The following is a 25,101-nucleotide window of genomic DNA, read 5'->3' as shown; positions in this document are numbered from 1 at the left end:
CATACCCGGTAGGTATCACCGAGGTACTCTGTGGCCGTGGACACCCTGGAGACCCGCGAGCTGAGGTACTTCGTCGCCGTCGCCGAGGAACTGCACTTCGGCCGCGCCGCCGAGCGCCTCGGCATGGCCCAGCCACCGCTGTCCCGGGCGATCCAGCAGCTCGAGCGGCGCCTCGGCGTCCGCCTGCTGGAACGCAATCGCCGTGGCGTCGCCCTGACCGGCGCGGGAGAGGTGCTGCTGCACGAGGGCCGGGCAGCCCTCGACGCGACCACCGCTGCCGCCCGCCGCGCCCGCCGCGCAGGTGGCGCCGACAGGCCGGGCGGCCCCCGCGACCGCCCCCGCCTCGTCCTGGCGGTGAAGGCCGCCGCGTCTCACGAGCTGCTGCAGAAGCTCCTCGACGTCTACGCGGCCGAGCCCGATGCCGCCGAGATCGAGGTGCTGCCGTGCGGCATCTGCGAGCAGGCGGAGCTGCTGCGCGACGGCCGCGCCGATGTGGCGCTCATGCACGTGCCGTTCAACTCCCTCGCCGGGTTCGACAGCGAGGAACTGATGACCGAGGGGCAGATCGCCGTCCTGCCCGCCGGGCACCCGCTGGCGGCGCGCCGGACTCTCCGCCTGGCCGACGTCAGCGACGTCCCCGATCTTCCACTCGCCCGCTGGCCCCGCCACGGCACGTACGCGCCCGGCCCGGGCCCCGAGATCCGCGATCAGACGCAGCTGGCCCAGCTGATCGCTCTCGGACGCACCGTGGCCGTCTGCCCCGACTCCGCCCGCGCCTGGCTGTGGGCCGAGCACCGCGCCGTCCCCGTGACCGACGCGCCCCCCGTCGTCACCCACATCGCCTGGCCCGCGCACAGCCGTTCCCTCGCCCTCGCGGGGCTGGTCCGCACAGCCGCCCGGCTGTGACGCGCCCTGGCCTGCGGCGCGGGCGCACCCTCTTTCCCGCCCGTCGTCCCGGGCCTCAGCCGCGGGATTCGGCGAGCGCTCCCCGGTAGTGCCGGATCACCTCCGCGTACGCCTTCGCGCTCGGCTTGGGGCGGCGCTCGAACGTGGTGCGGTCGACCTCGTGGAGGCCGAGCTGGGCGCCGTATCCGAAGATCCACTCGAAGTTGTCCATGAGCGTCCAGTGGCAGTAGCCGAGGACGGGCGTGCCCGCGTGCGCCTCGGCCACGAGCTCTTCGACGGCGGCGGGGATGAAGGCGGCGCGCTGTGCGTCGTCCGGGGTCTGGATACCGTGCTCGGTCACGAGGACGGGGATCCCTGACACGCGGTGGGCGTAGTGCGCCGCGCCGGCGAGGGACCCGGGCGCGATGACCGTGCCCATGCCGTTCAGCTCGCCGTCGACGGTGACCTCGCCGTCGGGGCCGTGGACGATGCGCTCGTAGTTCTGCACGCCGATGAAGTCGTCGTGGCGCGCCTCGTTCAGCCAGTGGTCGTACACGGCGGCGCGTTTGGCGTCCCTGCGCGCCTCGCCGCCGGGGATCGCCACTTCGTCCGCGATGGCGATGGAGACGCCGACGGGCAGGTCGCCGCGGCGGGCCTTGATCGCTTCGCGGGCGGCGCGGTGGGCGCGGGTGAACGCCGCCTGGAACTCGTCCTGCAGGTGGGCGGGGATCACGTTGGCGCTGCCGTAGGTGTCGCTTCCGGCGGCGCGTGCGGCGGCCGCGAGCATCCGCGTCTTGAGCGTCTCCGCCTCGGGCGGCAGTTTCGCGCCCGCCTGCAGCAGTTGCTCGAGGTTGGGTTCGTTGAGGGTGATGCCGTACGCGATGCGGTCGCCGAAGCGCGCCATGACGCGGTCGCACTGCTCGGCGAACCGTGCGGGGGCGTCGGCGGCGGTCCAGGAGCCGGCTGCCGCGAACCAGTGCGGGGCGGTGAAGTGGTTGAACGTCACGACGGGCGCGAGGCCACGCTCCAGGCAGCCGTCGATCATGCGCTCGTAGTGGTCGAGCGCCTCGGCGCGGACGACGCCGGGCTCGGGTTCGACGCGGGCCCATTCGACGGAGAAGCGAAAGGCGTTGAGTCCGAGCCCGGCGGCCAGATCGAGGTCGGTCTCCCAGCGCTCGTAGCCGCGGCACCCCGGTCCGCTCGGCTCGCGGAACAGTGAGGGCGTCGTGTGCTCCAGAAACCATGTGTCGCTGGCGCTGTTGTCGCCCTCGTTCTGGTGCCCCGCGCTGGCGACGCCCCACAGGAACGTGTCGGGCAGGCTGCCGTGTGTCATGGGGGTGTGCTCCTTGCACTGTGCGGTGAATCCGGTGGACGGGTCGCTCGTGGTCGCATGCGGGGGCGTCACCGTGTGGTCGCCGACCACAGGCTCAGCCGAGCAGTCTCGATCATGCGGCCAATACCTAGTGGAAACTAGGTATTGGTGACGTGACGTGCGACATACGGCCGACCGGCGTCCGGATGCCCTTCGTGATCACCGTGGCGGCTCGACGTACGCGTCATGCGCGGTTCCGGTCGGCCGAAATGTCCGGTCCGTGGCTGCCTGGCCTCGGCGGCGACGTACTCTCGCCCCGGAGGCGGACTGCCGGCGCCTGTGAGTCGGGCAAGATGGACTTCCACGTCGAGGAGGCAGAGGTGCTCGGTAAGGGCATGCGTGTGGTCGCGGGCGCCTTGATCCTGGCCTGCGTGGTGCTCGTCGGCCGCGGCTCGCCGAGCGGTGACCCCTCCGCCGGGTCACTGCCCGACAGAGCCGTCGAGGTCGAGGAGGCCGTACCGAACCGGGTCATGACGTGGAACATCTGCAACCCCTGCGAGGAGAACAACATCGACCGGGCGGCGGACATCGCCAAGTACGCGCCCCAGGTCATCGGCCTGCAGGAAGCGTGCGTGCGTGACGTCGAGAAGATCCGGGACTATCTGGAGAGCCGCCACGGGCTGGTCTACCACGTCGAGTACGGGACGGTTCTGCGGAACTGGGGCCGTTGCGGGGGAGCGCTGTGGAACCCGGGGGCCTACGGGCAGGCGGTTCTCTCGGCGGCGCCGATGACGGACGTCGTCAACGTGGAATACCCCGACGGCGGATCAGAAGACCGTGGGTACATGGCGGTCACCACCACTGTGGGCGGCCAGCGTTACCGGGTCTTCAACACCCACCTTGCCGAACGACGCCAGGAGGCGGTCCGGGCGGACCAGACCGACGTACTCGCCGCGGAGGTCGCCCGGCACGAACGCGCGATCGTTCTCGGCGACTTCAACGCCGTGCCGGACACCCCCGAACTCACCAAGATGTGGGCACTGGCCGCGGACGCGGACCCCCGGTGCCGTCCCCCGCACACCGGCGACTGCAAGCCGACCACCGACTGGCAGAGCAAGTTCGACTACATCTTCCTGCGAGGCATCGCCCCGCTCGAGCAGGGCGTGCATCCCACCCCGCACTCGGACCACAACCTCGTACACGCCGACCTGGACACCACGTGAGTGGCATCCCGGGCCGCCCGACCGGTGCGACTGGTTGGTTCCGGCGGTGAGTTCGCCGAAGAGTCCGTTCGCCGCGTCCGAGGTGAACTGGCGCCGCAGTTCGGCTCGGGCGACCTGCTTGCGGAACTCTCCCTCGTAGCCGGAACGCTTCTCCCGGAGCGTGATCAGTCAACGGACTCACCTTCACGGCCCTCGTCGTGGTCACGTGCGTCCTTGGTCGGAGCACATGATCAGGCGGAGGGCGCCTCGGCGTCCGGCACCTGGCCGAGCGGGCGAAACCGTTCGAGACGTCGTTCGAGGGGCGAGAGCGGATCAGTCGGGAAGTGCGACGGTGAGGTCCACCTCGACCAGTTGTCCCGCGAAGCCCAGCTGTGCGACACCCAGCAGTGTGCTGGCGGATGTGAAGGCCGGCCCCAGAGCGGAGTCGGTGAGCCGACGCCATGCGACGCCCAGGACGTCTCTGTCGTCGCTTCGCACGTAGATCACCGAACGCACCACGTGACGGGGCCGGGCATTCACCGCCGCGAGAGCGGTGAGCGCGTTCACGACGACCTGATCGACCTGCTCCTCCACGGAGTCCGGTCCGACGAGCGAACCGGTCCGGTCGAGCGGGCACTGCCCCGCCAGGTAGGCCGTCCGACCGGCCTCCACCACGGTGATGTGGTGGTAGCCAGGCGTTTTGTGCAACTGCTCGGGGTTGATACGCGTGATCTCCGCTGTCATGCCCGCGAGTCTGACCAGTCGGCCGCCCGCGCGCATCGCAATTTGCGTCATCGCGCGACCGGCCGTCACAGCGCGGGGTTGAGGAACAAGCTCAGACGCGGTTCTGGAAGACGCAGTTCCACACATGTGTGCCCGCGACACTGCCGTCGGCGCGTACCGCCTCCAGCGTGTAGAAGTGCGTGGCCCCTCGCGCGGCCGTGGTGTCCGTGTAGGCGCGGGTCTCCGCCGGCAGCAGCCCGGGGTGCAGTGGCTCGTACGCCTTCGTGGCCGCGTTCCAGCGGCTGACCCGGTAGCCCGCGACGGTGTCGCACTCGGCCGTCCTGTCGCACCGCCAGCCGATGGACGGCCCGTCCTGGTCGGGGCCGCCGATCACGGTGCCGTAGCCCATGCTGCCGAGGTCCCAGTCCCGGGTGACCGTCACGGACGGCCGCACGTCCAGTTCGGTGGCCTCGACGACCGTGACCCTCGGGTCGCTCGGGTGCAGCGCGTTGTCCCAGCGGTCCAGGGCGACGACCGCGTACACGTGCGTCTCGCCGTCCGGCAGGTCACCGCAGAGCACCGCGAGCGGGTCGCTCGTGCCCTCGTGGCAGGAGGTGGAGCTGAGCCACTTGACCGTGCCGTCGGCCTGCCGGGTGCCGTTCCACACCGCGTAGCGCTCGACGTCGTCCTCGGTCGAGGCGGCCCAGCTCACCAGGACGCCGTCGGCCTGTGCGGTGGTCTTCACGCCGGTGACCGGACCGGGCGCGACGCGGTCGCCGGTGCGGACGACGAGCGGGGCGGACAGCGCCGACTCGTTGCCGGCCGGGTCCACCGCCGCGACCGCGTAGGTCACGTAGGTGCCCGCGGGCATGTCCACGTCGTGGCAGATGCCGCCGGTGCTGGTCTCGTCGCTCTCCTCGGCGCAGGTCACGCGGGTGAGCGCGGCCGGGTCGAGGGTCTTGCCGGGCGAGCGGTAGACGCGGTAGGCCCCGCCGTTGGAGAAGTCCTCGATGAAGCCGTCGGGCTGCTTCCAGTACACCTCGGTGTAGCCGCGGCGGACGACGGAGCCGAGGGAGTGCGGGGACTTCGGCGGCGTCCGGTCGACGCCGTCGCCGGTGACGGCGGCGTACGCCGACGGGTTGCCGAGCGCGTCGAGGGCGCGGACCCGGTAGTACCGGGCGGTGTTCACGGGCGCGTCGGTGCGGTACGACGTCGTGGTCGTCGTGCCCAGCAGCTCGAACGGGCCGGTGGCCGCGGCGGCGGCGTACACCTCGTACGTCGCGGCGTCGGCGGCCCCCTGCCAGGCCAGGGTGGCCCACCACGCGTCGCCGACGACCGTGACGCCGGCCGGTGCCGCCGGGCCCGTGCGGTCCACGGTCACCGTGGTGGCGTCGAGGCTGCCGGTGGACTCGCGGCCCGCCTTGTCGACGGCGCGGACCTCGTACAGGAAGGTCTGGCCGGTGGCGGGCGTCGCGTCCACGAACGACGGGGAGGTGAGCAGCGACGAGCCGCTCGCCTTCGTCCACCCGGCGGTGCCCAGCCGCCGGTAGACGCGGTAACCGGCGAGGTCCATCTCCTTGTTCGCGGCCCAGCGCAGGGTGGTCCTCGTGGTCTGCCGGTCGTACGCGGCGGTGAGGCCGGTCGGGGCGAGCGGCTCGACCGTGTCGACGGCTGCCCCGGTGCGCGGGGCGTACGTGAACCCGGCGTGGGCGAGGCCGCTCCAGGCGACGTAGTCCACGCGGAGTGTGTGCTTGCCCGCCGGGACGGTCAGGTCGACGGTCTTGCGCGCGGTGGTGGAGACGTTCTTCCACAGGTCGATCTTCCGCACGCCGTCGACGTAGACGCGCATGCCGTCCTGCGTGGCGGCGGAGAGCCGGAAGGGGCCGCCGGAGCCGAAGTCCCGGGTGAGGGACCAGCGGACGGAGAAGTTGTCCTTGGGCAGGGTGACGCCCGCCGGGTCGCCGTACCCGTAGTTCTCGTTGACGGCCGCGTCGCAGGCGGTCAGCTTCGGCGTACCGCTGAAGGTGGTGTTGCCGAAGTACTGAGCCCTCCAGACGGGAGAGTTGCAGGAGACGGCCGCAGAGGCCGGGGCGGCGGTCATCAGGTCGCCGGTCGCGGCGAGGGCGGCCGTCGCGGCCAGCGCGGTCAGCCGGGTACGAGTCATCACAGAGGGTGGGGCCCTTTCCGGACCAGGGGAAAACAGGTGGCGCGTGTGTGACCCATGAGGCGGGGGCAGGGTTGCCCCGCTCACCTCACCTTCTTTTCCCTCACGGTTCGGGACGGGCGTCGACGAGTTCCGGCTCCAGCCCGTCGCTCATCTCGGCGTGGCCCCGGCCGACTTCGGCGCGCCAGGCCTCGAAGGCCCAGGCGGTGAGGGCGACGACGGCCAGGCCGAGCAGCCAGCCGCCCACCACGTCGCTGAACCAGTGCACGCCGAGTGCGACCCGGGTGAAGCCGACGCCGAGCACCGAGACCACCGCGGCGCACCAGCACAGGGGCCGCCAGGCACGCGGCACCAAGGGCAGCAGGACCAGCAACAGGACGGCGAACGACGTGGTGGCCGTCATCGCGTGACCCGACGGGAAGGAGAATCCCGGAGCGTGCGCCACCGGATCCTCCAGAGAGGGCCTGGCCCGCTCGACCACCACCTTGACCAGGAGCCCGATCAGCCCGCCGGCCACGGCCGTCACGGCGGACCAGGCGGCCAGCCGCCAGGCCCTGCGGTACAGCAGCCAGACGGTCAGCAGCGCGACGGCCGTGCGCAGGACGGCCGGGTCCCAGACCCAGTCGGACAGGAAGCGCAGGACGCCGGTCCACGCCGGGTGTGTCACGGCCGTGTGGTGCAGCCGCTGAGCGGCGCCCGCGTCCAGGCGGCGCAGCGGCGGCCACCGGCCCTCGACGAGGACGAGCAGCAGCGCGAAGGGCACGGCGGCGACGGCGGCGACGGCGGCCGCTCCCAGCAGCCGGGCGCCGAACCTGCGGTCGGCCGCCCGGCGACGGCGGTCTCGCAGGTGCTGGACCGTGGCTCGCACAACCATTCAGACTCCAGGATCGGGTTCGATCGGACCGGACCGCAGGGCTCGCGCGGCCTCCAGCTGCGCGGCGAACGCCAGCCCGAGGAAAAGGGCGATGGAGGTCAGATAGGCCCAGAGCAGCAGCGACATGAAGGCGCTGAGCGGGCCGTAGACCGTGTCGAAGGAGCCGCTGATCCCGAGGTACAGGCTCAGCAGCCAGGTCAGCGCCGTCCACAGCACCAGGTACACGGCGGCGCCGAAGGCCAGCCAGGTGTAGCCGGGCTGTCTGCGGCGGGGCGACCGGCGGAAGATGACGCTGGCCGAGATGAGCGCGAGCAGCAGTCCGAAGGGCCAGCGCAGTATCTCCCAGGCGGTCTGGGCGCCGCCGTCGAGCCGGTAGACGGTCACCGCCGCGGCGGCCAGGTCTCCGCCGGCCACCATGACGATGAACCCGAGTCCGAGCGGCAGCCCGGCACAGACGGACATCACCAGACCGCGCAGGTACTTCTGCTGGAAGGGGCGGTCGCGCTCGTTCCCGTAGATCCGGTTGGCGCCGCGCTCCACCTGGCACATCGCGGTGGTGGTGTTGACCAGCGAGAAGAGGAGACCGAACCAGAGCGCGACCTGTGCGCCGTCGCCCGCCGTGCGGCGGCTGCGCTCCAGCGCGTCGTCGACCACGTCGGCGCTGGGACCCTCGGCGATCCGGTGGATCGTCAGTTCGGCGATCCGGCCGATGTTCTCGGTGTGCAGCGTGGTGGAGAGTCCGACGAACGCGATGGCCAGCGGGATCACCGACAGGACCGTCTGCAGGGCGAGCGCGCGGGAATGGGTGAAGCCGTCGGCGTACCGGAAACGGACGAAGGAGTCGCGCAGCAGGGCCCAGCGGCCGTAGCGGCGCAGTGACGCCAGCGCCTCGTCGGCGGACAGTTCGTCGCCGGTCATGTCGCGGGTCTCGGGGACTTTGGTCGCGGTACCCATGTCACGCACCTCCTGCGGGCAGCAGCACCGTCAGCGCGCCGGGCCTGACCTCGGCGGTGAGCCGGCGGCCGGGTGTCACCGGATCGCCGTCGAGCTCTCGGGACTGCGTGGAGTCGAAGGTCAGTTCGGCCCGGCGGAACGTGAAGAGCTCCACCGGTACGCCGCTCCTGCCGTCCTCCTGCGCGGTGGCGGTGGCGGTGGCGGTGGCCACGGCCGACGGCCGGGGCGCCTTGGCCCCACCCCGCAGCAGTGTGGCCAGCGCGCGCATCCAGCCGCCGGCGCCGCGGGGGTCGAGGATCAGCAGATCGAGCAGACCGTCGTCGGGGCGGGCGGCCGGCAGGAGCGTCGTCCCGCCCTGCACGGTCCCGACGTTGCCGATGAGCACCATGCGGGCCGTGCGGCGCAGGGCGGGCGCGTCGTCGAGCCGGACGGTCAGGCGCATCCGCGGGGTGCGCAGTGCGCCGACACCGCCCAGCACATAGGCGGGCCAGCCGAGGACGGACTTGGCGCGGTCGTCGGTGTGCTCCATGATCTCGGCGTCGAGACCGGCCCCGGACATGGCGGCGAAGTGGGCGGCGGTGAGGCCGTCACCCTCGACGCGGCCGAGGTCGATGCGGTGCGGGGTGCCTCGCAGGGCGGCGTCGAGCGCTTCGGTGGGGGACAGCGGCAGGCCGAGGTTGCGGGCCAGCAGATTGCCCGTGCCGCAGGGCACGACGGCCAGGGGTATGCCACTGCCGGCCAGGGCGTCCGCGGCCGCCCGCAGGGTGCCGTCGCCGCCGCAGACCACGACCAGCCGTGCGCCGTCCCGGACCGCGCCGGCGGTCTGACCGGTGCCCGGGTCCTCCGCCGTGGTCTCGATGAACACCGGTGCGCGGTGACCGTGCCGGGCCAGGATCGCCCGCAGCGCCTCGCGGTCGGCTTCACCGGTCACCGTGGGGTTGAAGACCACCGCGGTCCGGCCCGGGTCCGGTGCGCCCGGGCTCGTCCCCACGCTCGCGGAGGACGGCACGGGGAGCGCCCCGGCCGGAGCGGTCACGGTCCCGTCGGTGAACAGGGCACGGCCGACGATCAGCAGGGACAGGCCGCCGTTGACCAGCCCGCCCACGACGTCCGTGGGGTGGTGCATGCCCCGGTAGAGGCGGGCGACGGCCACCAGCACCGGCACGAGCAGCAGCAGACCGCCCACGATCCGTCGCCACGGCCCGCGGAGCCGGGACAGCGCGAGCACCGCCAGTCCCCCGTAGAGCGCGGTGGCCGCCCCGGTGTGACCGGACGTGTAGCTGGAGGTGGGCGGAGAGGCGTCGAGGCGGTGCACCTCGGGGCGGTGGCGGTCCACCGACTCGGTGATGACCAGGAACACCAGCGACTGGAGCGACACGGCGACGGCGAGGAAAGCCGCCTGACGCCACATCGGCAGACGGGGGATCAGGATCAGGCCCGCGCACGCCAGGACGGTGACGGCGATCACCGTGAGGGTGTTGCCGGCCTCCGACCCGAGGAACGACAGCGTGGTGAGGGTGCCGGTCCGGGCGCGTTCGAGGCCCTCGTCGACGTCGTCCTCGGCGGTCAGCGGCCACAGCCCACGGGCGGGCCCGGTGATCAGCAGCCCGAATCCCACCATCAGCGCGCCCTGGCAGACCGTGAGGGCTCCGATACGCGCGGCGGTTCGGCCGGTGCCCCGGGGCAGCGCGAACGAGCGGCCGGTCCGGGCGGCTTCTGGTCGCTCGCCGGGCAGCTCGGACGATCTTTCCGGTGCGGCGGTCGGCATCGGGTCTCCCACGGGTCGGCGTGATACGGCGGTGTCGGCCGCAGGCGTTCGGGGCCGATCCACCGCCGTCTGCCCCCGATGTCACCGCACAGACCACCCGCTGGGCGGCTCACCTTCCGCGCACTCTCCACACGCTGTACCTGTTCACCTCGTTTTGCCCTGCCTTGCACACGGGGTCTCCGCAAGCCGCTTCGGTGTGCGCGGGGTGCGGCGACGGCGGGCGCTTCGGCGCTCCCGTGTCGGGGCCACGGCGGTGGACGACGTCGACACTTGAACGCGGAGCGCGTCATGGGGTGCCGGGCGGGGGAGGGGGACGGGCTGCCGCCGTGGGGCGTCGAGCGCGTTCCGTCAACGTGTCAAGGGATGCGGCACAAGTAAGTCCGGAAAGATTTCAACTTTCGAAGGCTTGCCGAGACTTACAACTCATCAGTTAAATCAAGACGTGAACTAAGCGTCGTAGCAGTGACCTCGGCGTGCCGCCGCGGCTGCTGCCGACGCCCTCGTGCTCTTTCCCGACGCACCCGCAGGGACCTTCATGAGACTCAGATCCCTGGGTGTCGCGCTCGCCGCCACGGCAGCGCTGATCACCCTGCCCATCATCCAGCCACCGGTGGCTTCGGCCGCCGACGTCAACCTGTCCCAGGGCAGAACGGCAACGGCATCCTCGAACGAGAACGCGGGCACGCCCGCGGCCTACGCGGTCGACGGTGACACCGGCACCCGGTGGTCCTCGGCCGCCGGCGACGACCAGTGGCTCCAGGTCGACCTCGGAACCGGCGCCACGATCAGTCAGGTCGTCATCAACTGGGAGGCGGCCTACGGCAAGGACTACAAGATCCAGTCCTCGTCCGACGGCAGCGCCTGGACCGACCTGCGCACGGTCACCGGCGGAGACGGCGGCACCGACACGCTCGCCGTCTCCGGCCAAGGTCGGTACGTACGGCTGCAGGGCGTCCACCGGGCGACCCAATGGGGCTACTCCGCCTGGGAGTTCCAGGTGTTCGGCACCACCGGCGGAACGCCTCAGCCCGGTACCTGCTCGACCGCCGACTCGGCGCGGGGCAAGACCGCTTCGGCGTCCTCGACGGAGAACGCCGGCACCCCCGCGTCCGCCGCGTTCGACGGCAGCGACTCCACCCGCTGGTCCAGCCAGGCCTCGGACCCGCAGTGGCTCAGCGTCGACCTGGGCTCGTCCCAGGACATCTGCGGGATCGACCTGAACTGGGAAGCCGCGTACGGCAGGGACTTCCAGCTCCAGGCCTCCGCCGACGGCCAGAACTGGAACACCCTCAAGACCGTCACCGGCGCGACCGGCGGCCGCGCCTCCTACGACGTCAGCGGCACGGGCCGCTACGTCCGTGTCCTCGGGACGGTTCGCGGCACGGTCTACGGCTACTCGCTCTGGGAGGTCGCCGTCCACACCACGTCCGGCGGCACCGGGGGCCCGGTCCAGGGCGGCGGTGACCTCGGCCCGAACGTGATCGTCGTCGACCCCTCAACACCCGGCCTCCAGCAGAAGTTCGACCAGGTCTTCACCCAGCAGGAGTCCGCGCAGTTCGGCTCCGGGCGTTACCAGTTCCTGCTCAAGCCGGGCACGTACAACGGCATCAACGCCCAACTCGGCTTCTACACCTCGATCTCAGGCCTCGGACTGAACCCCGACGACACCCAGATCAACGGTGACATCACCGTGGACGCGGGCTGGTTCAACGGCAACGCCACACAGAACTTCTGGCGTTCGGCGGAGAACCTGGCGATCACACCGTCCAACGGCACCGACCGCTGGGCCGTCGCCCAGGCCGCTCCGTTCCGCCGCATTCACGTCAAGGGCGGCCTCAACCTGGCCCCCAACGGCTACGGATGGGCCTCCGGCGGCTACATCGCCGACTCCAAGATCGACGGCACGGTCGGACCGTACTCGCAGCAGCAGTGGTACACCCGTGACAGTTCCGTGGGCGGCTGGACCAACGGTGTGTGGAACATGACGTTCACCGGCGTCCAGGGCGCCCCGGCGAGCAACTTCGACACCGGCCCCTACACCACGCTGGACACCACCCCGATCTCGCGCGAGAAGCCGTTCCTCTACCTCGACGGCGCCGACTACAAGGTCTTCGTCCCCGCCAAGCGCACCGACGCCCGGGGTGTGTCCTGGCCCGCCAACGCCGGGACCTCGCTCCCGCTCAGCCAGTTCTACGTCGTCAAACCCGGGGCGACGGCCGCCACCATCAACACCGCGCTGGCTCAGGGCCTGAACCTGCTGTTCACGCCCGGTGTCTACCACCTCGACCAGACGATCAACGTCACCCGTGCCGACACCGTGGTGCTCGGGCTGGGCCTGGCGACCATCGTGCCCGACGGGGGCGTCGACGCCCTGCACGTCGCGGACGTCGACGGCGTCCGGCTGGCCGGATTCCTCATCGACGCCGGCGCCACCCGCTCCGACACCCTGCTGCAGATCGGTCCCGCCGGAGCGGCCGCGGACCACTCCGCCGACCCGACCACCATGCAGGACGTGTTCATCCGCATCGGCGGCGCGGGCCCCGGCCTGGCGACGGACTCCGTGGTGGTGAACAGCGACGACGTCGTCATCGACCACACCTGGATCTGGCGTGCCGACCACGGCGAAGGAGTCGGCTGGGAGATCAACCGGGCCGACTACGGACTGCGGGTCAACGGCGACGACGTCCTGGCCACCGGCCTGTTCGTGGAGCACTTCAACAAGTACGACGTCGTATGGAGCGGTGAGAGGGGGCGCACGATCTTCTTCCAGAACGAGAAGGCGTACGACGCCCCCAACGCCGCCGCCATCACGCACGACGGCATCGTCGGGTGGGCGTCCTACAAGGTCGCCGACACGGTGGCCGTGCACGAGGCGTGGGGTCTGGGCAGCTACTGCAACTTCACCTCCGATCCCTCGATCGTGCAGCGCCACGGCTTCCAGGTCCCGGTCAAGGCGGGCGTCAAGATGCACAACCTCCAGGTGATCTCCCTGGGAGGCAAGGGCCAGTACGCCCACGTCATCAACGACACCGGCGCCCCGACCTCGGGGACGGACACCGTGCCGTCGAAGGTGACCTCGTTCCCGTGATCCAAGGGAGGGACGGCGCGTCGCACCGTTGAACCCACTGCCGGGGCCGCGCGTCAGCGGCCCCGGCAGCGGGCTGGTGTCCGGCCCGACCGGCCACCCACGACGGAGTGGCCTCCTCGCCGGTGAGCGGGTCGGCGGCACCCTTCAGCCGGTGAGCGGACGGCGGACCTCCGCGCGACACGCGCCCGGCCCGCGTGTCACCTGCCGACGAGTGGGCACACGCAGCCGAGGCCGTCGGCATCGGCATCGGCATCGGCTGGAGTGGCGAGCCGTTCGCCCTGCCGCCAGGCTGACGGCAAGACGTACCGGCACGCAGGTCGGACAGACGCACGAGGAGACTGGGTCCACATGCAGATCGACCTGGCGGGACGCACCGCTCTGGTGACGGGCTCGACGCAGGGCATCGGCGCGGCGATCGCCGCCGGGCTCGCGCGCTCCGGCGCCCGCGTGGGGGTGAACGGGCGGGACGAGCGACGGGTCGCGGAGGGCGTGGCGCGGCTGGCGGCGGAGGTGCCCGGTGCCTCCTTCGTGCCCGTGGCCGCGGACGTGGCGAACGAGGAGGGCGCACGGCGTGTCCTGGAAGCGCTGCCCGAGGTGGACATCCTCGTCAACAATCTCGGCATCTTCGGTTCCGCCGACCCGCTGGAGATCAGTGACGAGGAGTGGCGGCGGTACTTCGAGGTGAACGTGCTGGCCGCGGTGCGGCTGACCCGGATGTACCTGCCGGGCATGACGGAACGCGGCTGGGGCCGGATCCAGAACATCGCCAGCGACTCGGCGGTCGTCATCCCGGCCGAGATGATCCACTACGGCATGTCCAAGACCGCGCTTCTCGCCGTCGGCCGCGGCTTCGCCAAGCAGGCGGCGGGCACGGGGGTCACGGTGAACTCGGTCATCGCCGGGCCCACCCACACCGGCGGCGTCGAGGACTTCGTCTACGAACTCGTCGACCGCGACCTGCCCTGGGACGAGGCCCAGCGCGCATTCATGCGCGAGCACCGGCCGCAGTCTCTCCTGCAACGGCTCATCGAGCCCGAGGAGATCGCCCACATGGTCGTCTACCTCAGCTCCGACCAGGCTTCTGCCACGACGGGCGGAGCCTTGCGGGTCGACGGGGGATACATCGACTCGATCCTGCCCTGACGACGCCGGTCGCCGGGCGCCCGACGCCGGTCGCCGGTCGGCCGCCCTCGGAGTGGAGCCGGGGGCCGGTGCTCGGAGGCGCGGGTTCCGCTGCTTCACCGGCCCCCAGCCATGAGGCCTCGTCGCCGCGGGCCGATGCGCCGACGTGGCATCGTCGGTTCCGACCACCGCCGAACGTCCGGCGAGGGGTGTCGCCATCCCTCGCCGGTCGTCCACGAGACACCAGGACAGCTCATGATCTTCATCACCGCCCGGTTCCGTGTCCTTCCCCAACACGCGGACGACTGGCCCGACATCACCCGTGGCTTCACCCTGGCCACGCGCGGCGAGCCCGGGTGCCTGTGGTTCGACTGGTCGCGCAGCGTCGACGACCCCGCCGAGTACGTGCTGACCGAGGCGTTCCGCGACGACGCGGCCGGGTCGGCCCACGTCTCCTCGGAACACTTCGCCGCGGCCTGCGCCGAACTGCCGTCGTACCTCGCCGAGACCCCCAGGATCGTGAACGTGAACGTCCCGCAGGACGACTGGTCCCTGCTCGGGGAGATGGCGGTGCAGGACGAGCGCTGACGCGGGTCTCGCGGGACCGGCCGACGGAGGCCGTCACCAGCTGATGGCGGCCGCCACCGGCAGATGGTCGCTGCCGGTGTCCGGCAGCACCCACGAGCTCCTCGGCTCCACGCCCCTGACCAGGATCTGATCGATCCGCGCCATCGGGAAGGACGCCGGCCAGCTGAAGCCGAAGCCGTCCCCGGCCGCTTCCTGGGCCGAGCGCAGCTGCGAGGTGAGGCCGTCGAACGCGCGGTCGTCGGTGGTGCCGTTCATGTCGCCGAGCACCACCACCCGCTCGTTCCGCTCGGCGGCGACGGCCTTGGCGAGCGCGGTCGCGCCGACGTCGCGCGAGTCCGTCCAGAAGCCGTTCCTGGGCATCAGCCGCACCGACCCCAGGTGCGCCACGTACACCGCCAGCGGCCCCTGGTCCGTTGCCACCGTGGTGCGCAGCGCCCGGGGCGGGTCCACGGGGAGGTCCTCGGCGCGCCGGGTGTCCGCCAGCGGTCCGGCGTTGCCCCGCAGGACGTCGACCGGCCGGGAGTCCGACAGCGGCAGCTTGCTCCACAGTCCGACCGTGCCCTGCACCGTGTGGTACGGGTACGCCGTCGCCAGCACCTTTTCGTAAGCGGCCGTGGCCTGCGGGGCCATCTCCTCGAGCGCCAGCAGGTCCGCCCCGGAGGCGGTCAGGTCGCGGGCGGTGCCGGCCGGGTCGGGGTTCTCGGCGTTGACGTTGTGGCTGACCACGGTGAGGTCGCCGCCCGGCCGCGACTTGTCGACGAGCAGTCCGCCGAAGAGGCTCAGCCACGCCACGACCGGCAGCAGCAGCGCGACCACCGCCGTGGCGGAGCGGCGCCACAGCGCCCCGGCGAGGAGCACCGGGACGAACAGGCCGAACCACGGCAGGAACGTCTCCACCAGGCTGCCGAGACCGCCCCCGTCCGTGATCTCCCCGTGCAGCGGCATGAGCAGACCGAGCATCAGCGCCAGCGCCGTGAGCACCGGACCGCGCTTCCACGGGTCCGGCCCGGAGAGGCCGCGTATCGCCCGGCGGACACGCGCGCGCCGGGAACCCGGGCCGGTGTCCTCGCCACCCGCGCCGCACTGCCCGGCCCGGGTCGTGTCCAGGCCCTCGGCGCGCTCCTCGGCGTCGCCCCGCTGTCGCGTGTGCGGACCTTCTCGTAGTGCTTCACTCACTGGTCAGACGTCCTTCGGAGAAAGTTCTGGTGGTGGTGCGGGCAGTCGCACGGAGATACGGAGTCCGCCCTCGGCGCGCGGGGTGAGGGTGAGGGACCCGTCGTGCACCTCGGTGATCCGCCGGACGATGGCCAGGCCGAGTCCGACGCCTGCGTGGTCGTTGCGCACACGTTCGGTGGCGCGCCGGAAGGGCTCGGTGAGAGTCGAGACCAACTGGGGGGAGAGCTTCCCGCCGCTGTTCTCGACCGTGAGCACCACGGCCGCGGGGCCGACGCCGGTCTCGACGCGCACCGTGCCGTTGTCGGACAGGTTGTGCACGATCGCGTTGTGCACAAGATTCGTCGTCAACTGCAGCAGGAGTGCCGGTGAGCCGAAGGCACGGGCGACGTCACCGCAGGTCTCGACAGTGACACCGCGCTTCTCGGCGAGCGGGAGCAGTGTCTCGGTGGCCTCTTCCGCGAGCAGGGAGAGATCGACCGGTTCTCGGGTGAAGGATCCCTGGTCGGCGCGGCTGAGCACGAGCAGCGCCTCGGTGAGGTCGATCGCCCGGGCGTTGACGGCGTGCAGGCGGTTGATGATCTCGCCGAGATCCTGTGCCGGATCGTTGCGGGCCACGTCGAGAAGCGTCTGCGAGACCGCCAGCGGGGTGCGCAGTTCGTGCGAGGCGTTGGCCGCGAACCTTTGCTGCTCGGCCACGTGCGCTTCGAGACGGGCGAGCATCGCGTCGAAGGCGTCGGCGAGTTCACGGAACTCGTCCTTGCGGCCCGGCAGCCGGATCCGGTGGGAGAGCGAGCCCTTCGTGGCCATGCCGGTGGCGTCCGCGATGCGGGTCAGCGGCGCGAGCATGCGGCCGGCGAGAATCCACCCGCCCACGAGACCGAACACCAGCAGGAACGCCAATACCGCGGCTGCCCTCGGAGCGAAGACGTTCAGGAGGACGGACCGGACGGGAAAGACGCCCTCGAGCTTCTCATCGGGGTTGATGAGCATCGCGCGATCGGGGACGTAGCGCAGGAGGAACACCCACACCGCCGCGAGCAGCAGCAGGCCGGCGAACATGAGGAATCCGGCATAGCTGAGGGTGAGCTTGAAGCGAACGCTGAACCCGGGCTGCCTATCCACGGTCTTCTCCCGCGTGGCCGGCCGCCGGATGCGTGTCGATGCGGTACCCGGCGCCGGGCACCGTGGCGATGACCGAGGGCTCACCTAGCCGTTTGCGCAGTGCCGAGACCGTGATGCGCACGGCATTGGTGAACGGGTCCGCGTTCTCGTCCCATGCCCGCTCCAGCAGCTCCTCGGCGCTGACGACACCGCCTTCGGCGGCGACCAGGACCTCGAGCACGGCGAACTGCTTCCTGGTGAGCGCGACGTGGTGGCCGTCGCGGTGGACTTCGCGGCGGAACGGATCGAGCCGCAGGCCCGCGATCTCCCGCACGGGCGGCCTGTTGTGTGCCCGTCTGCGGTCGAGTGCTCTGAGTCTGAGCACGAGTTCCCGGAGCTCGAACGGCTTGGTGAGGTAGTCGTCGGCGCCGAGTCCGAACCCGGAGGCCTTGTCGTCGAGCCGGTCGGCGGCGGTGAGCATGAGGATCGGCATGCCGCTGCCGGAGGCGACGATGCGTTCGGCGATCTCGTCGCCGGAAGGGCCGGGAATGTCGCGGTCGAGGACGGCGATGTCGTAGGCGTTGATGCTCAGGAGTTCCCAAGCGGTGTCACCGTCACCGGCGATGTCGGACGCGATCGCCTCCAGGCGTAGGCCGTCGCGGATGGCTTCCGCCATATAGGGCTCGTCCTCGACGATCAGCACTCGCATGCTCCGAGGGTACGAGTCGCCACATATCGTCGGCGTATCGAAAACCACCGGGGTCATGACGGTGCGGACTCGGGGCACCCGGAGGGCATGAAGGCGAAGCCGGCAAGGCGTGTGCTGCTTGTGACCGTCGTGCTGACAGTCCTCCCTTTCGCCGTGTCCTGCGGCGGCCGGGAACACGGGGGAGCGGGAGGACCGGCCGCGGCGGGACCGCCCGCCCTCGCGCGATCCGGGACCCACCTCGTCATCACCACCGAGAACGGACTGCTGCTGCGCCCCACCGACGGCCGTCGTGTCACCGTGGACGATCGCGCCGACGGCGACTGGTCGCACGACGGCGACACCTGGACCCTGGACCTGTCCTGCACGGACCGGGAGCGGGCACGGGGCGAGGAGGCATGCCCCCGGATGCCCTCTGTGCGGGTCCCGGGCGGCGTGAGTGTCACGGTCGGCGCCCGCAACGCGGGCGTGGACGTGGCGGGGCTCGCCGCTGCGCTGGACGTCACGACCGTCAACGGCGATGTGACGGTGACCCGTTCCGGGAAGGACGACGCACCGGTACGGCTGGCGACCCGCAACGGCTCGGTGCACGCGACAGCGCTCGACGCGGGCCGGCTGCGCGCGGCGACCACCAACGGCGACGTGATCCTTGCGTGCGCCACCGCGCCGACGGGCGTCACCGCCGCCACCACCAACGGCTCGGTCGGCGTCACCGTTCCGCACGACGCCCCCGCGTATCTGGTCAGGGCCGCCACGGACAACGGCCGGGCCACGGTGGGCGTGCCCACGAGCGACGACCGCCAGGGCCCGGCGATGGCGCTGACGACGGTCAACGGAGACGTCGACGTGCACCGCGACTGACCCCGCCGGGCCTTCGCAGACGCCCCCGACGCTTCCTCGGACACCGCAGACGCCGCCGCAGCCGCCCCCCGACGCCGCTGTCTTCGTGCCCCGCGAGGGCGAGCGGCCCGGCCGTGGGTGACCCCCTGTATGTCGCTGCCCTCAACCCCCGCGGAATCCAAGGGAATTGAACGTTTCAATTCCCTCGCCGATGAGGAAGCCGTGCCGCAGCGGCGAAGGGAAACCTCCCGTCGCAGGCGCAAGTATGGCTGTGAACTGCTGTTTCATCTCCTCCTCTTGAGCGCCTTCGATCCGTCCCTGTGAGAAGTCTTGACGCTCGCCATGGTCGAGCCTAGCGTCTGCGCCTGCACAGTAGAACGATTCAATTCAGCGCGGCGCTGCGCCTGTCGGTGCGGAGCCGCGTCCGTCTGCCTCGTCGTTCCGTGTCCCGCCGAAGGGAGTCCCGCACGTTGCCCGCACCACGCGACACCGCAGGCCCGTCCCGCCGTCAGATGCTGTTCACCGCCACGACCGCGGTGGCCGTCACGGCGGCCGGCCCCGCCACGGCGGCCCGTGCCGCCGAAGCGGCCCCTCGCCCGGCCGAAGCCGCAGGAGGGGCCGGTGCCCGCCCCTCCCTCGCCGACTTCGACCTGTCCGAGGTCCGGCTCCTGGAGAGCCCCTTCCTCGCCAACATGCGCCGCACCTGCGCCTATCTGCTCTTCGTGGACGCCGACCGGCTTCTGCACACCTTCCGACGGACCGTCGGCCTGCCCTCCACCGCCGAGCCCTGCGGCGGGTGGGAGGCTCCCGACGTCCAGCTCCGTGGCCACACCATGGGCCATCTGCTCAGCGGCCTGGCCCAGGCGCACGCCGCCACCGGTGACTCCGCGTACGCGGACAAGGGCGGGATGCTGGTCACCGCGCTCGCCCGGTGCCAGCGGGCGGCCCCGGCCGCCGGGTTCACGCCCGGCTACCTCTCGGCGTTCCCCGAGTCGGTCTTCGACCAGCTCGAGGCGGGCGGGAAGCCCTGGGCGCCCTACTACACCCTTCACAAGATCATGGCGGGTCTGCTCGACCAGTACCGGCTGAGCGGCAACCGGGAAGCCCTGGAAGTACTGCGGGAGATGGCCGCGTGGGCCGAGGCCCGCACCGCGCCGCTGTCCTACGAGCGGATGCAGAACCTGCTGAAGGTCGAGTTCGGCGGTATGAACGACGTGCTGACGCGGCTGTACCAGGAGACGGGCGACCCCGCGCACCTGCGCACCGCCCGCCGCTTCGACCACGAGGAGCTGTACACCCCGCTCGCCGCCGGCCGCGACGAACTCGCCGGCCGCCACGCCAACACCGAGATCGCCAAGATCGTCGGAACGGTCCCGTCCTACGAGGCCACGGGGGAGTCCCGCTACCTGGACATCGCGGACACCTTCTGGACGACCGTCGTACGCCACCACTCGTACGCCATCGGCGGGAACTCCAACCAGGAACTCTTCGGACCGCCCGACGAGATCGTCAGCAGGCTCTCCGAGGTCACCTGCGAGAACTGCAACAGCTACAACATGCTGAAACTGGGGCGGCACCTCTTCATGCACCGCCCCGACCGCGCCCCGTACATGGACCACTACGAGTGGACCCTCTACAACCAGATGCTGGCCGAGCAGGACCCCGACTCGGCGCACGGGTTCGTCACCTACTACACCGGTCTGTGGGCCGGCTCCCGGCGTGAACCCAAGGGCGGACTCGGCTCGGCCCCGGGCAGCTACAGCGGCGACTACGACAACTTCTCCTGCGACCACGGCACCGGCCTGGAGACGCACACCAAGTTCGCCGACTCGGTCTACTTCCGCTCCCGTGACCACAAGTCGCCGTCGCTCTACGTCAACCTGTTCATTCCCTCCGAAGTCCGCTGGCGGCAAGGGGGAGTGACGATCCGTCAGCAGACGCGGTATCCGTCGGAGGGGCACACGCGGCTCACCGTCACCGAGGGGCGGGGGCGCTTCGCGCTGCGGATCCGGATCCCCGCCTGGGTGGCCGACACCGGACACGCCGCCGCGCTGAAGGTCAACGGGCATCCGTTCGCCACACGGGTCCGCCCGGGCGCCTACGCCACGGTGGAACGCTCCTGGCGCGCCGGGGACACGCTCGAACTGACCCTCCCGCGCCGGGCGGTGTGGACCCCGGCACCCGACAACCCTCAGGTGGCGTCGCTGTCCTACGGGCCTCTGGTGCTGGCGGGCGAGTACGGCGACACCGACCTCGCCACGGTCCCGACGATCCGACCGCGGTCGCTGCGCCCCGTCACCGGCATCTCGACCCGGTTCACCGCGCTCGCGGACGGCCGGTCCGTGGCACTGAGGCCGTTCCACGAAGTGCACCACCAGCGCTACAACGTCTACTGGGCGGTGACCCCGCGCCGAGGCCGCGCGCGGGACGTCGCCCACTACCCGTTCGACGAGGCGACGGGCGCCGCCGCCGACCGCACCGGGACCTTCCCCGACGCGACGATCTCCCCGGGCGCCGGCTGGGAGGACGACGGCACCGGTCCGGCCGTGTCCCTCGACGGCAGCGGCGGCCATGTCGCCCTGCCCGCGGGCCTGTTGAGCGGACTGGACGAGGTGACGATCAGCGTCCGGGTCCGGGTCGACGCCCTCGCCGCCTCGGCCCGCGTCTTCGACTTCGGCTACCACAAGGACACGTATCTCTTCCTGGCCGCCACCACCGGCGCGGGGCGCGCCCGTGCCGCGCTGAAGATCGCCGGCATGGAGCGTGAGGACTTCGTCGACGCGACCGGCCCCCTGCCCCTGGGCCGTTGGACGCACATCGCGCTCACCCTGGGCGGCGGCACCGGCGTGCTCTATCTGGACGGCGCCGAGGCGGGCCGCAACCCCGCCATGGTCGCGAGCCCGCTGCTGCTCGGCAGGACCACCCGCAGCTTTCTCGGGCGCTCGCAGAACAGCACCCATCCGTATCTGCGCGGCGCCGTACGTGATCTCCGGGTGCACAACCGGGCCCTCACCGCGTCCGACGTGGCGCGGCTGGCGACCGGCTGAGCACAACACCCCTGAGCACAACACCCCCTTCGCACCCGCGTCCGCACCCGCACCACCCTCTTCCGATCCGTCACGGCCGCGCGCCGTAGCCCGCAGGAGCTCACGCATGTCCGACATCACCCCCGGCCAGACCCCCGAACTCCCGCTCTCCAGACGCGGATTCGTCGCCGCCGCGAGCGTCGGCACCGCCGTCGCCACGGGCCTGCCCGGTCTCGGCCTCGCGGTACCGGCAGCCTCCGCCGCGCCCCGGGACCCGTCATCGGGCACCGCCCCCGCCGCCTTCACCGCCCGGCGCTTCACCGACCCGCCCCGGGACAGCCGCCCCACCGTCTACTGGTACTGGAACGGCCCCGTGACCGCGGACCTCGTCGACCGGCAGCTGGCCGACCTGCGGGACAAGGGCATGTACGAGGTGATCCTGTTCTCCTTCGACAACGATGCCATGCGGCCCGTCTTCTTCACCGAGGACTGGTTCGCCATCGTCGAGCACGTGCTGCGCACCGCGGAGCGCACCGGTATGCGCGTGTGGCTGTTCAACGACGACCACTTCCCGAGCGGCCGGGCCGGCGAGTACATCGTCAAGGGCGGCACCGTCGGCGCCCGCACCTACCGGCCACGCCCGGACCTCCGGCTCAAGGCCCTGTGGCGTTCCACCACGGTGGTCCAGGGACCGGCCCGCGCCGACCTGCGCCGCAGCACCGGCGTGGGCGTGGAGGCCGGCCACCTGGTCGCCGACGCCGCGGTCCTCGACGGGGCCACCGTGCTGCGCGGCGGGGAGCGGTGGAGCGACCTGACCGTCACCGCGAGCGCCAAGGCGGACCACACCGCCGCCGGGCTCGTCGTGCGGGCCTCCGCGGACGCCCTGGACGGCTACGCGGTCGCCTTCGACCAGACCGGTGTCGTCACCGTGCAGCGACTGAGCCGGGACTCCGCCCCCGTGCAACTGCTGCGCAGCACCCGGACCGACGGCTTCAACAAGACCAAGTACCACACCCTCGCCGTCACCGTCCGCGGAGCCACCGTCTCGATCACCCTCGACGGCCGCGACAAGGGCTCGGTGACCGACGAGCGCCACCCCTCGGGAGGCGTCGGAGTGCGCGCGGTCGGTGACGAACGCGGCCTGTGGGACAGCCTCGCCGTCACCGCGGCCGACGGCACCACGCTGTACTCGACGACGTTCGACGACGCGGCCGCCGCGGGCGACTTCCCCGAGCGGGAGTCCCTCGGTGTCACGGCCGTCGCCGCCGCGGCCCGCCCGGCCGGCACCGCGGACGGGTCCGACGTGGTCGACCTGACGGCACGGCTCACGAAGGACGGCAGCTGGCAGGTCCCCGCGGGGCGTTGGCAGATCGACCTGTTCGGCGGTGTTCCGCTGATCGACGACACCCAGGGCTACAGCCGCAGTTACGTGGACCTGCTCGACGACGAGCCCGTACGGCTCTTCCTCGACATCGTCCCCGGCGAGTACCACCGCCGCTTCCGCCGCTACTTCGGCACGGTCGTCCCCGGATTCTGGGACGACGAGCCCTTCTTCGCCTCCGCCGAGGCCCACTTCAAGCGGCTGCCCTGGTCACCGACGCTCGACAAGGCGCTGCGCGCGGTGGACGTCGAGCCGGGCGTGGCCTACGCCGCCGCCTTCGACGACCTCGGCCGCACCGGCCGGATCGCGCGCGGCCGCTACTGGCAGGCCGTCTCCAACCGGTTCGCCCGGTACTTCCGCGCCCAGGCCCGCTGGTGCGAGGAGCGCGACGTCGCACTGATCACCAACCCGCTCTACGACGAGGCCGCCCCCGCCAAGCGCATCCCCACCACCGGCGACCTGCACAAGGTCAACCAGTGGGCACAGGTCCCAGGCGGCGACATCATCACCGCCGAGTACGTGCCCGGGCAGCAGACCATGCTGCCGCGCAACCCGGTCTCGGTCGCCCACCAGATGGGCCGGGAACGGGCCCTGATGGAGATGTTCGGCAACATGGGCTGGCAGGTCACGCCCGGCTTCGTGCACGCGACCGTCGGGGCGCAGGCCGCCCGCGGAGTCAACCTGACCGTCCTGCACGCGCTGTGGACCGACGAGGCCGTCGTCTACTTCCCGCCGCCCTTCGGCCCCCGTGCCCCCTGGTGGTGGTCCATGCGGCCGCTCGCCGAGTGGATCGGCCGGGTCATGGAGGCGGCCCGCGGCACGTCCGCCGCCCGTACGGCGATCCTCCAGCCGCAGCGGGCCGCCGAACAGTGGACCGGCACCGACCGTCAGGGCGGGATCGACGGAGCCCTCGCCGACGCCGCCTACGCCCTGGAGCGCGCCCAGGTCGACTTCGACCTCCTCCACGAGGGCGCCCTCACCGACGACCCGGACCTGCTGGCGCACGCCCGCGTGCGGTCCGGCCGCCTCGCTGTCGGAGCCGCCCGCTACGACCTCGTCGTCCTGCCCGTCGTCCCGACCCTGGCAGCGGCCGGCGTCCGCGCGCTGCGCGACTTCGTCCGGGCCGGGGGCACCGTCGTCGCCGTGGGCGCACTGCCCGCCGACGAGGCCGACGGCAACGACCGCTCCCTGACCCGCGCGCTCGACGACCTGTTCGGCGACGGCGTCCCCGGCAGCCGTGCCCTCGGACGGGGACACGCGGTACGCGTCGCCGACGCCGACGCCCTGGGCGCGGCCGCGCGGGACGCCGGGGCGGCGGTCGCCGTCCTGGAACCCGCCCGGGAGACGATCCGGGCCCTGCGCGTCACCCGGGGAGACGACACCGCCTTCCTCTTCAACAACGAGAGCGCCACGGCCGTCACGACCACCGCGGTCCTGGCCGCCGAGGGCGTCCCGGAACTGTGGGACCCGGCGACCGGCGAGACCGTACCGGCGCCCGTCCACCGGGCGAGCAGGCGCGGTCTGCACCTACCGCTGACCTTCCAGGCGTACGAGACCCGGATCGTCGTCGTGCGCCGCGACGCCACGGCCCCGCCGCACCTCACGGACGCCTCCTTGGACGTCCTCTCCGTCGAGCGGCACGGCCGCGAACTGCGAGCCACGGTCGAGGCGTCGGAGCCCGGCACCCATCGGCTCACCGGCACGGACTCCGGCCGCACCTACCGGGGCACGGTCCGCGTCGACGACCCGCTCACCCCGGTCCCCGTCACCGGCGACTGGACGCTCACCCTGGACCGGGCCGGCGACACCCCGGTCACCGGCCCGCTCGGCAGCTGGACCACGACCGCCCCGCTCTTCTCCGGCAGCGCCACCTACACCACACGGATCGACGTGGACCGTGCCGTCCTCGACGGCCGGCGCGTCCTGCTGGACCTCGGCGACGTGCGGGACGTGGCCGGGGTGACGGTCAACGGCGAGGAACTCGACCCGCTGCTGTGGGCGCCGTTCGTCACGGACGTCACCGGTCTGCTCGTCCCCGGAGACAACCGCCTCGCCGTACGCGTCTCCAACACCCTGTCCAACGAGCGCAACAAGCCCTTGCCCTCCGGTCTGCTCGGTCCGGTGAGCCTGCGCTTCCGGCGCCGCGTGACCGCCGTGCTCGACCGCGTCTGACGCGCACCCCCGGCCGAAG

17 protein-coding genes are annotated in these 25,101 nt (G+C 71.8%); 8 read left to right on the top strand and 9 right to left on the bottom strand.

Features of this window, described 5'->3' with window-relative positions; translation table 11 throughout:
- Positions 1 to 36: 36 nt before the first annotated feature.
- Positions 37 to 906 (top strand): LysR family transcriptional regulator, encoded by an 870-nt coding sequence (locus tag ABT070_RS31210; protein ID WP_351765446.1) that lies wholly within the window; start codon positions 37 to 39, stop codon positions 904 to 906.
- A 55-nt stretch (positions 907 to 961) separates the two neighbouring features.
- On the opposite strand, the gene ABT070_RS31205 is transcribed toward ABT070_RS31210, so the two are convergent.
- Positions 962 to 2,218, bottom strand: a complete 1,257-nt coding sequence (locus tag ABT070_RS31205; RefSeq protein ID WP_351765445.1) for a family 1 glycosylhydrolase — start codon at positions 2,216 to 2,218, stop codon at positions 962 to 964.
- Positions 2,219 to 2,550: 332 nt separating this feature from the next.
- On the opposite strand from ABT070_RS31205, the gene ABT070_RS31200 reads away from it, so the two are divergent.
- Complete coding sequence (locus ABT070_RS31200; RefSeq protein ID WP_351765443.1) at positions 2,551 to 3,420, top strand: endonuclease/exonuclease/phosphatase family protein; 870 nt, start codon at positions 2,551 to 2,553, stop codon at positions 3,418 to 3,420.
- A gap of 312 nt (positions 3,421 to 3,732) precedes the next feature.
- On the opposite strand, the gene ABT070_RS31195 is transcribed toward ABT070_RS31200, so the two are convergent.
- The 5 genes from ABT070_RS31195 to ABT070_RS31175 form a co-directional block, all read right to left on the bottom strand.
- Positions 3,733 to 4,143, bottom strand: a complete 411-nt coding sequence (locus ABT070_RS31195; protein WP_351765442.1) for a RidA family protein — start codon at positions 4,141 to 4,143, stop codon at positions 3,733 to 3,735.
- Between the two features lie 91 nt (positions 4,144 to 4,234).
- Entirely contained in the window at positions 4,235 to 6,286 is a 2,052-nt protein-coding gene (locus tag ABT070_RS31190) for a PA14 domain-containing protein (RefSeq protein ID WP_351765440.1), read from the bottom strand.
- 103 nt (positions 6,287 to 6,389) lie between these two features.
- Positions 6,390 to 7,160 carry a phosphatase PAP2 family protein gene (locus tag ABT070_RS31185; RefSeq protein ID WP_351765439.1) on the bottom strand — a complete coding sequence of 257 codons (771 nt, stop codon included), beginning with the start codon at positions 7,158 to 7,160 and terminating at the stop codon, positions 6,390 to 6,392.
- Entirely contained in the window at positions 7,161 to 8,114 is a 954-nt protein-coding gene (locus tag ABT070_RS31180) for a YihY/virulence factor BrkB family protein (protein WP_351765438.1), read from the bottom strand. It abuts the gene before it with no gap.
- Position 8,115: 1 nt separating this feature from the next.
- Positions 8,116 to 9,882, bottom strand: a complete 1,767-nt coding sequence (locus ABT070_RS31175; RefSeq protein WP_351765437.1) for a bifunctional phosphatase PAP2/diacylglycerol kinase family protein — start codon at positions 9,880 to 9,882, stop codon at positions 8,116 to 8,118.
- A gap of 535 nt (positions 9,883 to 10,417) precedes the next feature.
- Here ABT070_RS31175 and ABT070_RS31170 point away from each other — a divergent pair.
- From ABT070_RS31170 to ABT070_RS31160, 3 genes are all read left to right on the top strand, one after another.
- Positions 10,418 to 12,970 (top strand): pectate lyase-like domain-containing protein, encoded by a 2,553-nt coding sequence (locus tag ABT070_RS31170; protein ID WP_351765436.1) that lies wholly within the window; start codon positions 10,418 to 10,420, stop codon positions 12,968 to 12,970.
- A 348-nt stretch (positions 12,971 to 13,318) separates the two neighbouring features.
- Positions 13,319 to 14,113, top strand: coding sequence for an SDR family NAD(P)-dependent oxidoreductase (locus ABT070_RS31165; protein WP_351765435.1), 795 nt, complete (start codon positions 13,319 to 13,321; stop codon positions 14,111 to 14,113).
- 234 nt (positions 14,114 to 14,347) lie between these two features.
- Positions 14,348 to 14,680: a putative quinol monooxygenase gene (locus ABT070_RS31160; protein ID WP_351765433.1), complete on the top strand. Its 333-nt coding sequence runs from the start codon at positions 14,348 to 14,350 to the stop codon at positions 14,678 to 14,680.
- Positions 14,681 to 14,713: 33 nt separating this feature from the next.
- Here ABT070_RS31160 and ABT070_RS31155 read toward each other — a convergent pair whose 3' ends face one another.
- The 3 genes from ABT070_RS31155 to ABT070_RS31145 form a co-directional block, all read right to left on the bottom strand.
- A complete protein-coding gene (locus tag ABT070_RS31155; protein WP_351765485.1) occupies positions 14,714 to 15,640 on the bottom strand; it encodes an endonuclease/exonuclease/phosphatase family protein in 927 nt (308 codons plus the stop codon).
- Positions 15,641 to 15,859: 219 nt separating this feature from the next.
- Entirely contained in the window at positions 15,860 to 16,978 is a 1,119-nt protein-coding gene (locus tag ABT070_RS31150) for a sensor histidine kinase (protein ID WP_351765432.1), read from the bottom strand.
- Positions 16,971 to 17,666, bottom strand: coding sequence for a response regulator transcription factor (locus ABT070_RS31145; RefSeq protein ID WP_351765431.1), 696 nt, complete (start codon positions 17,664 to 17,666; stop codon positions 16,971 to 16,973). The genes ABT070_RS31150 and ABT070_RS31145 overlap by 8 nt, the downstream gene beginning before the upstream one ends.
- 111 nt (positions 17,667 to 17,777) lie before the next feature.
- On the opposite strand from ABT070_RS31145, the gene ABT070_RS31140 reads away from it, so the two are divergent.
- The 3 genes from ABT070_RS31140 (at position 17,778) to ABT070_RS31130 (ending at position 25,082) form a co-directional block, all read left to right on the top strand.
- Entirely contained in the window at positions 17,778 to 18,524 is a 747-nt protein-coding gene (locus tag ABT070_RS31140; RefSeq protein ID WP_351765430.1) for a DUF4097 family beta strand repeat-containing protein, read from the top strand.
- A 449-nt stretch (positions 18,525 to 18,973) separates the two neighbouring features.
- Complete coding sequence (locus ABT070_RS31135; protein ID WP_351765429.1) at positions 18,974 to 21,550, top strand: glycoside hydrolase family 127 protein; 2,577 nt, start codon at positions 18,974 to 18,976, stop codon at positions 21,548 to 21,550.
- A 106-nt stretch (positions 21,551 to 21,656) separates the two neighbouring features.
- The gene (locus ABT070_RS31130) at positions 21,657 to 25,082 is read left to right on the top strand and encodes a glycosyl hydrolase (RefSeq protein WP_351765428.1); all 3,426 of its coding nucleotides are present in this window, start codon (positions 21,657 to 21,659) and stop codon (positions 25,080 to 25,082) included.
- The last annotated feature ends 19 nt before the right edge of the window (positions 25,083 to 25,101 follow it).

It is taken from the genome of Streptomyces sp. NPDC002884, assembly GCF_040295245.1.
GTDB lineage: Bacteria > Actinomycetota > Actinomycetes > Streptomycetales > Streptomycetaceae > Streptomyces.
This window is presented reverse-complemented; position numbering and strand designations above follow the sequence as displayed.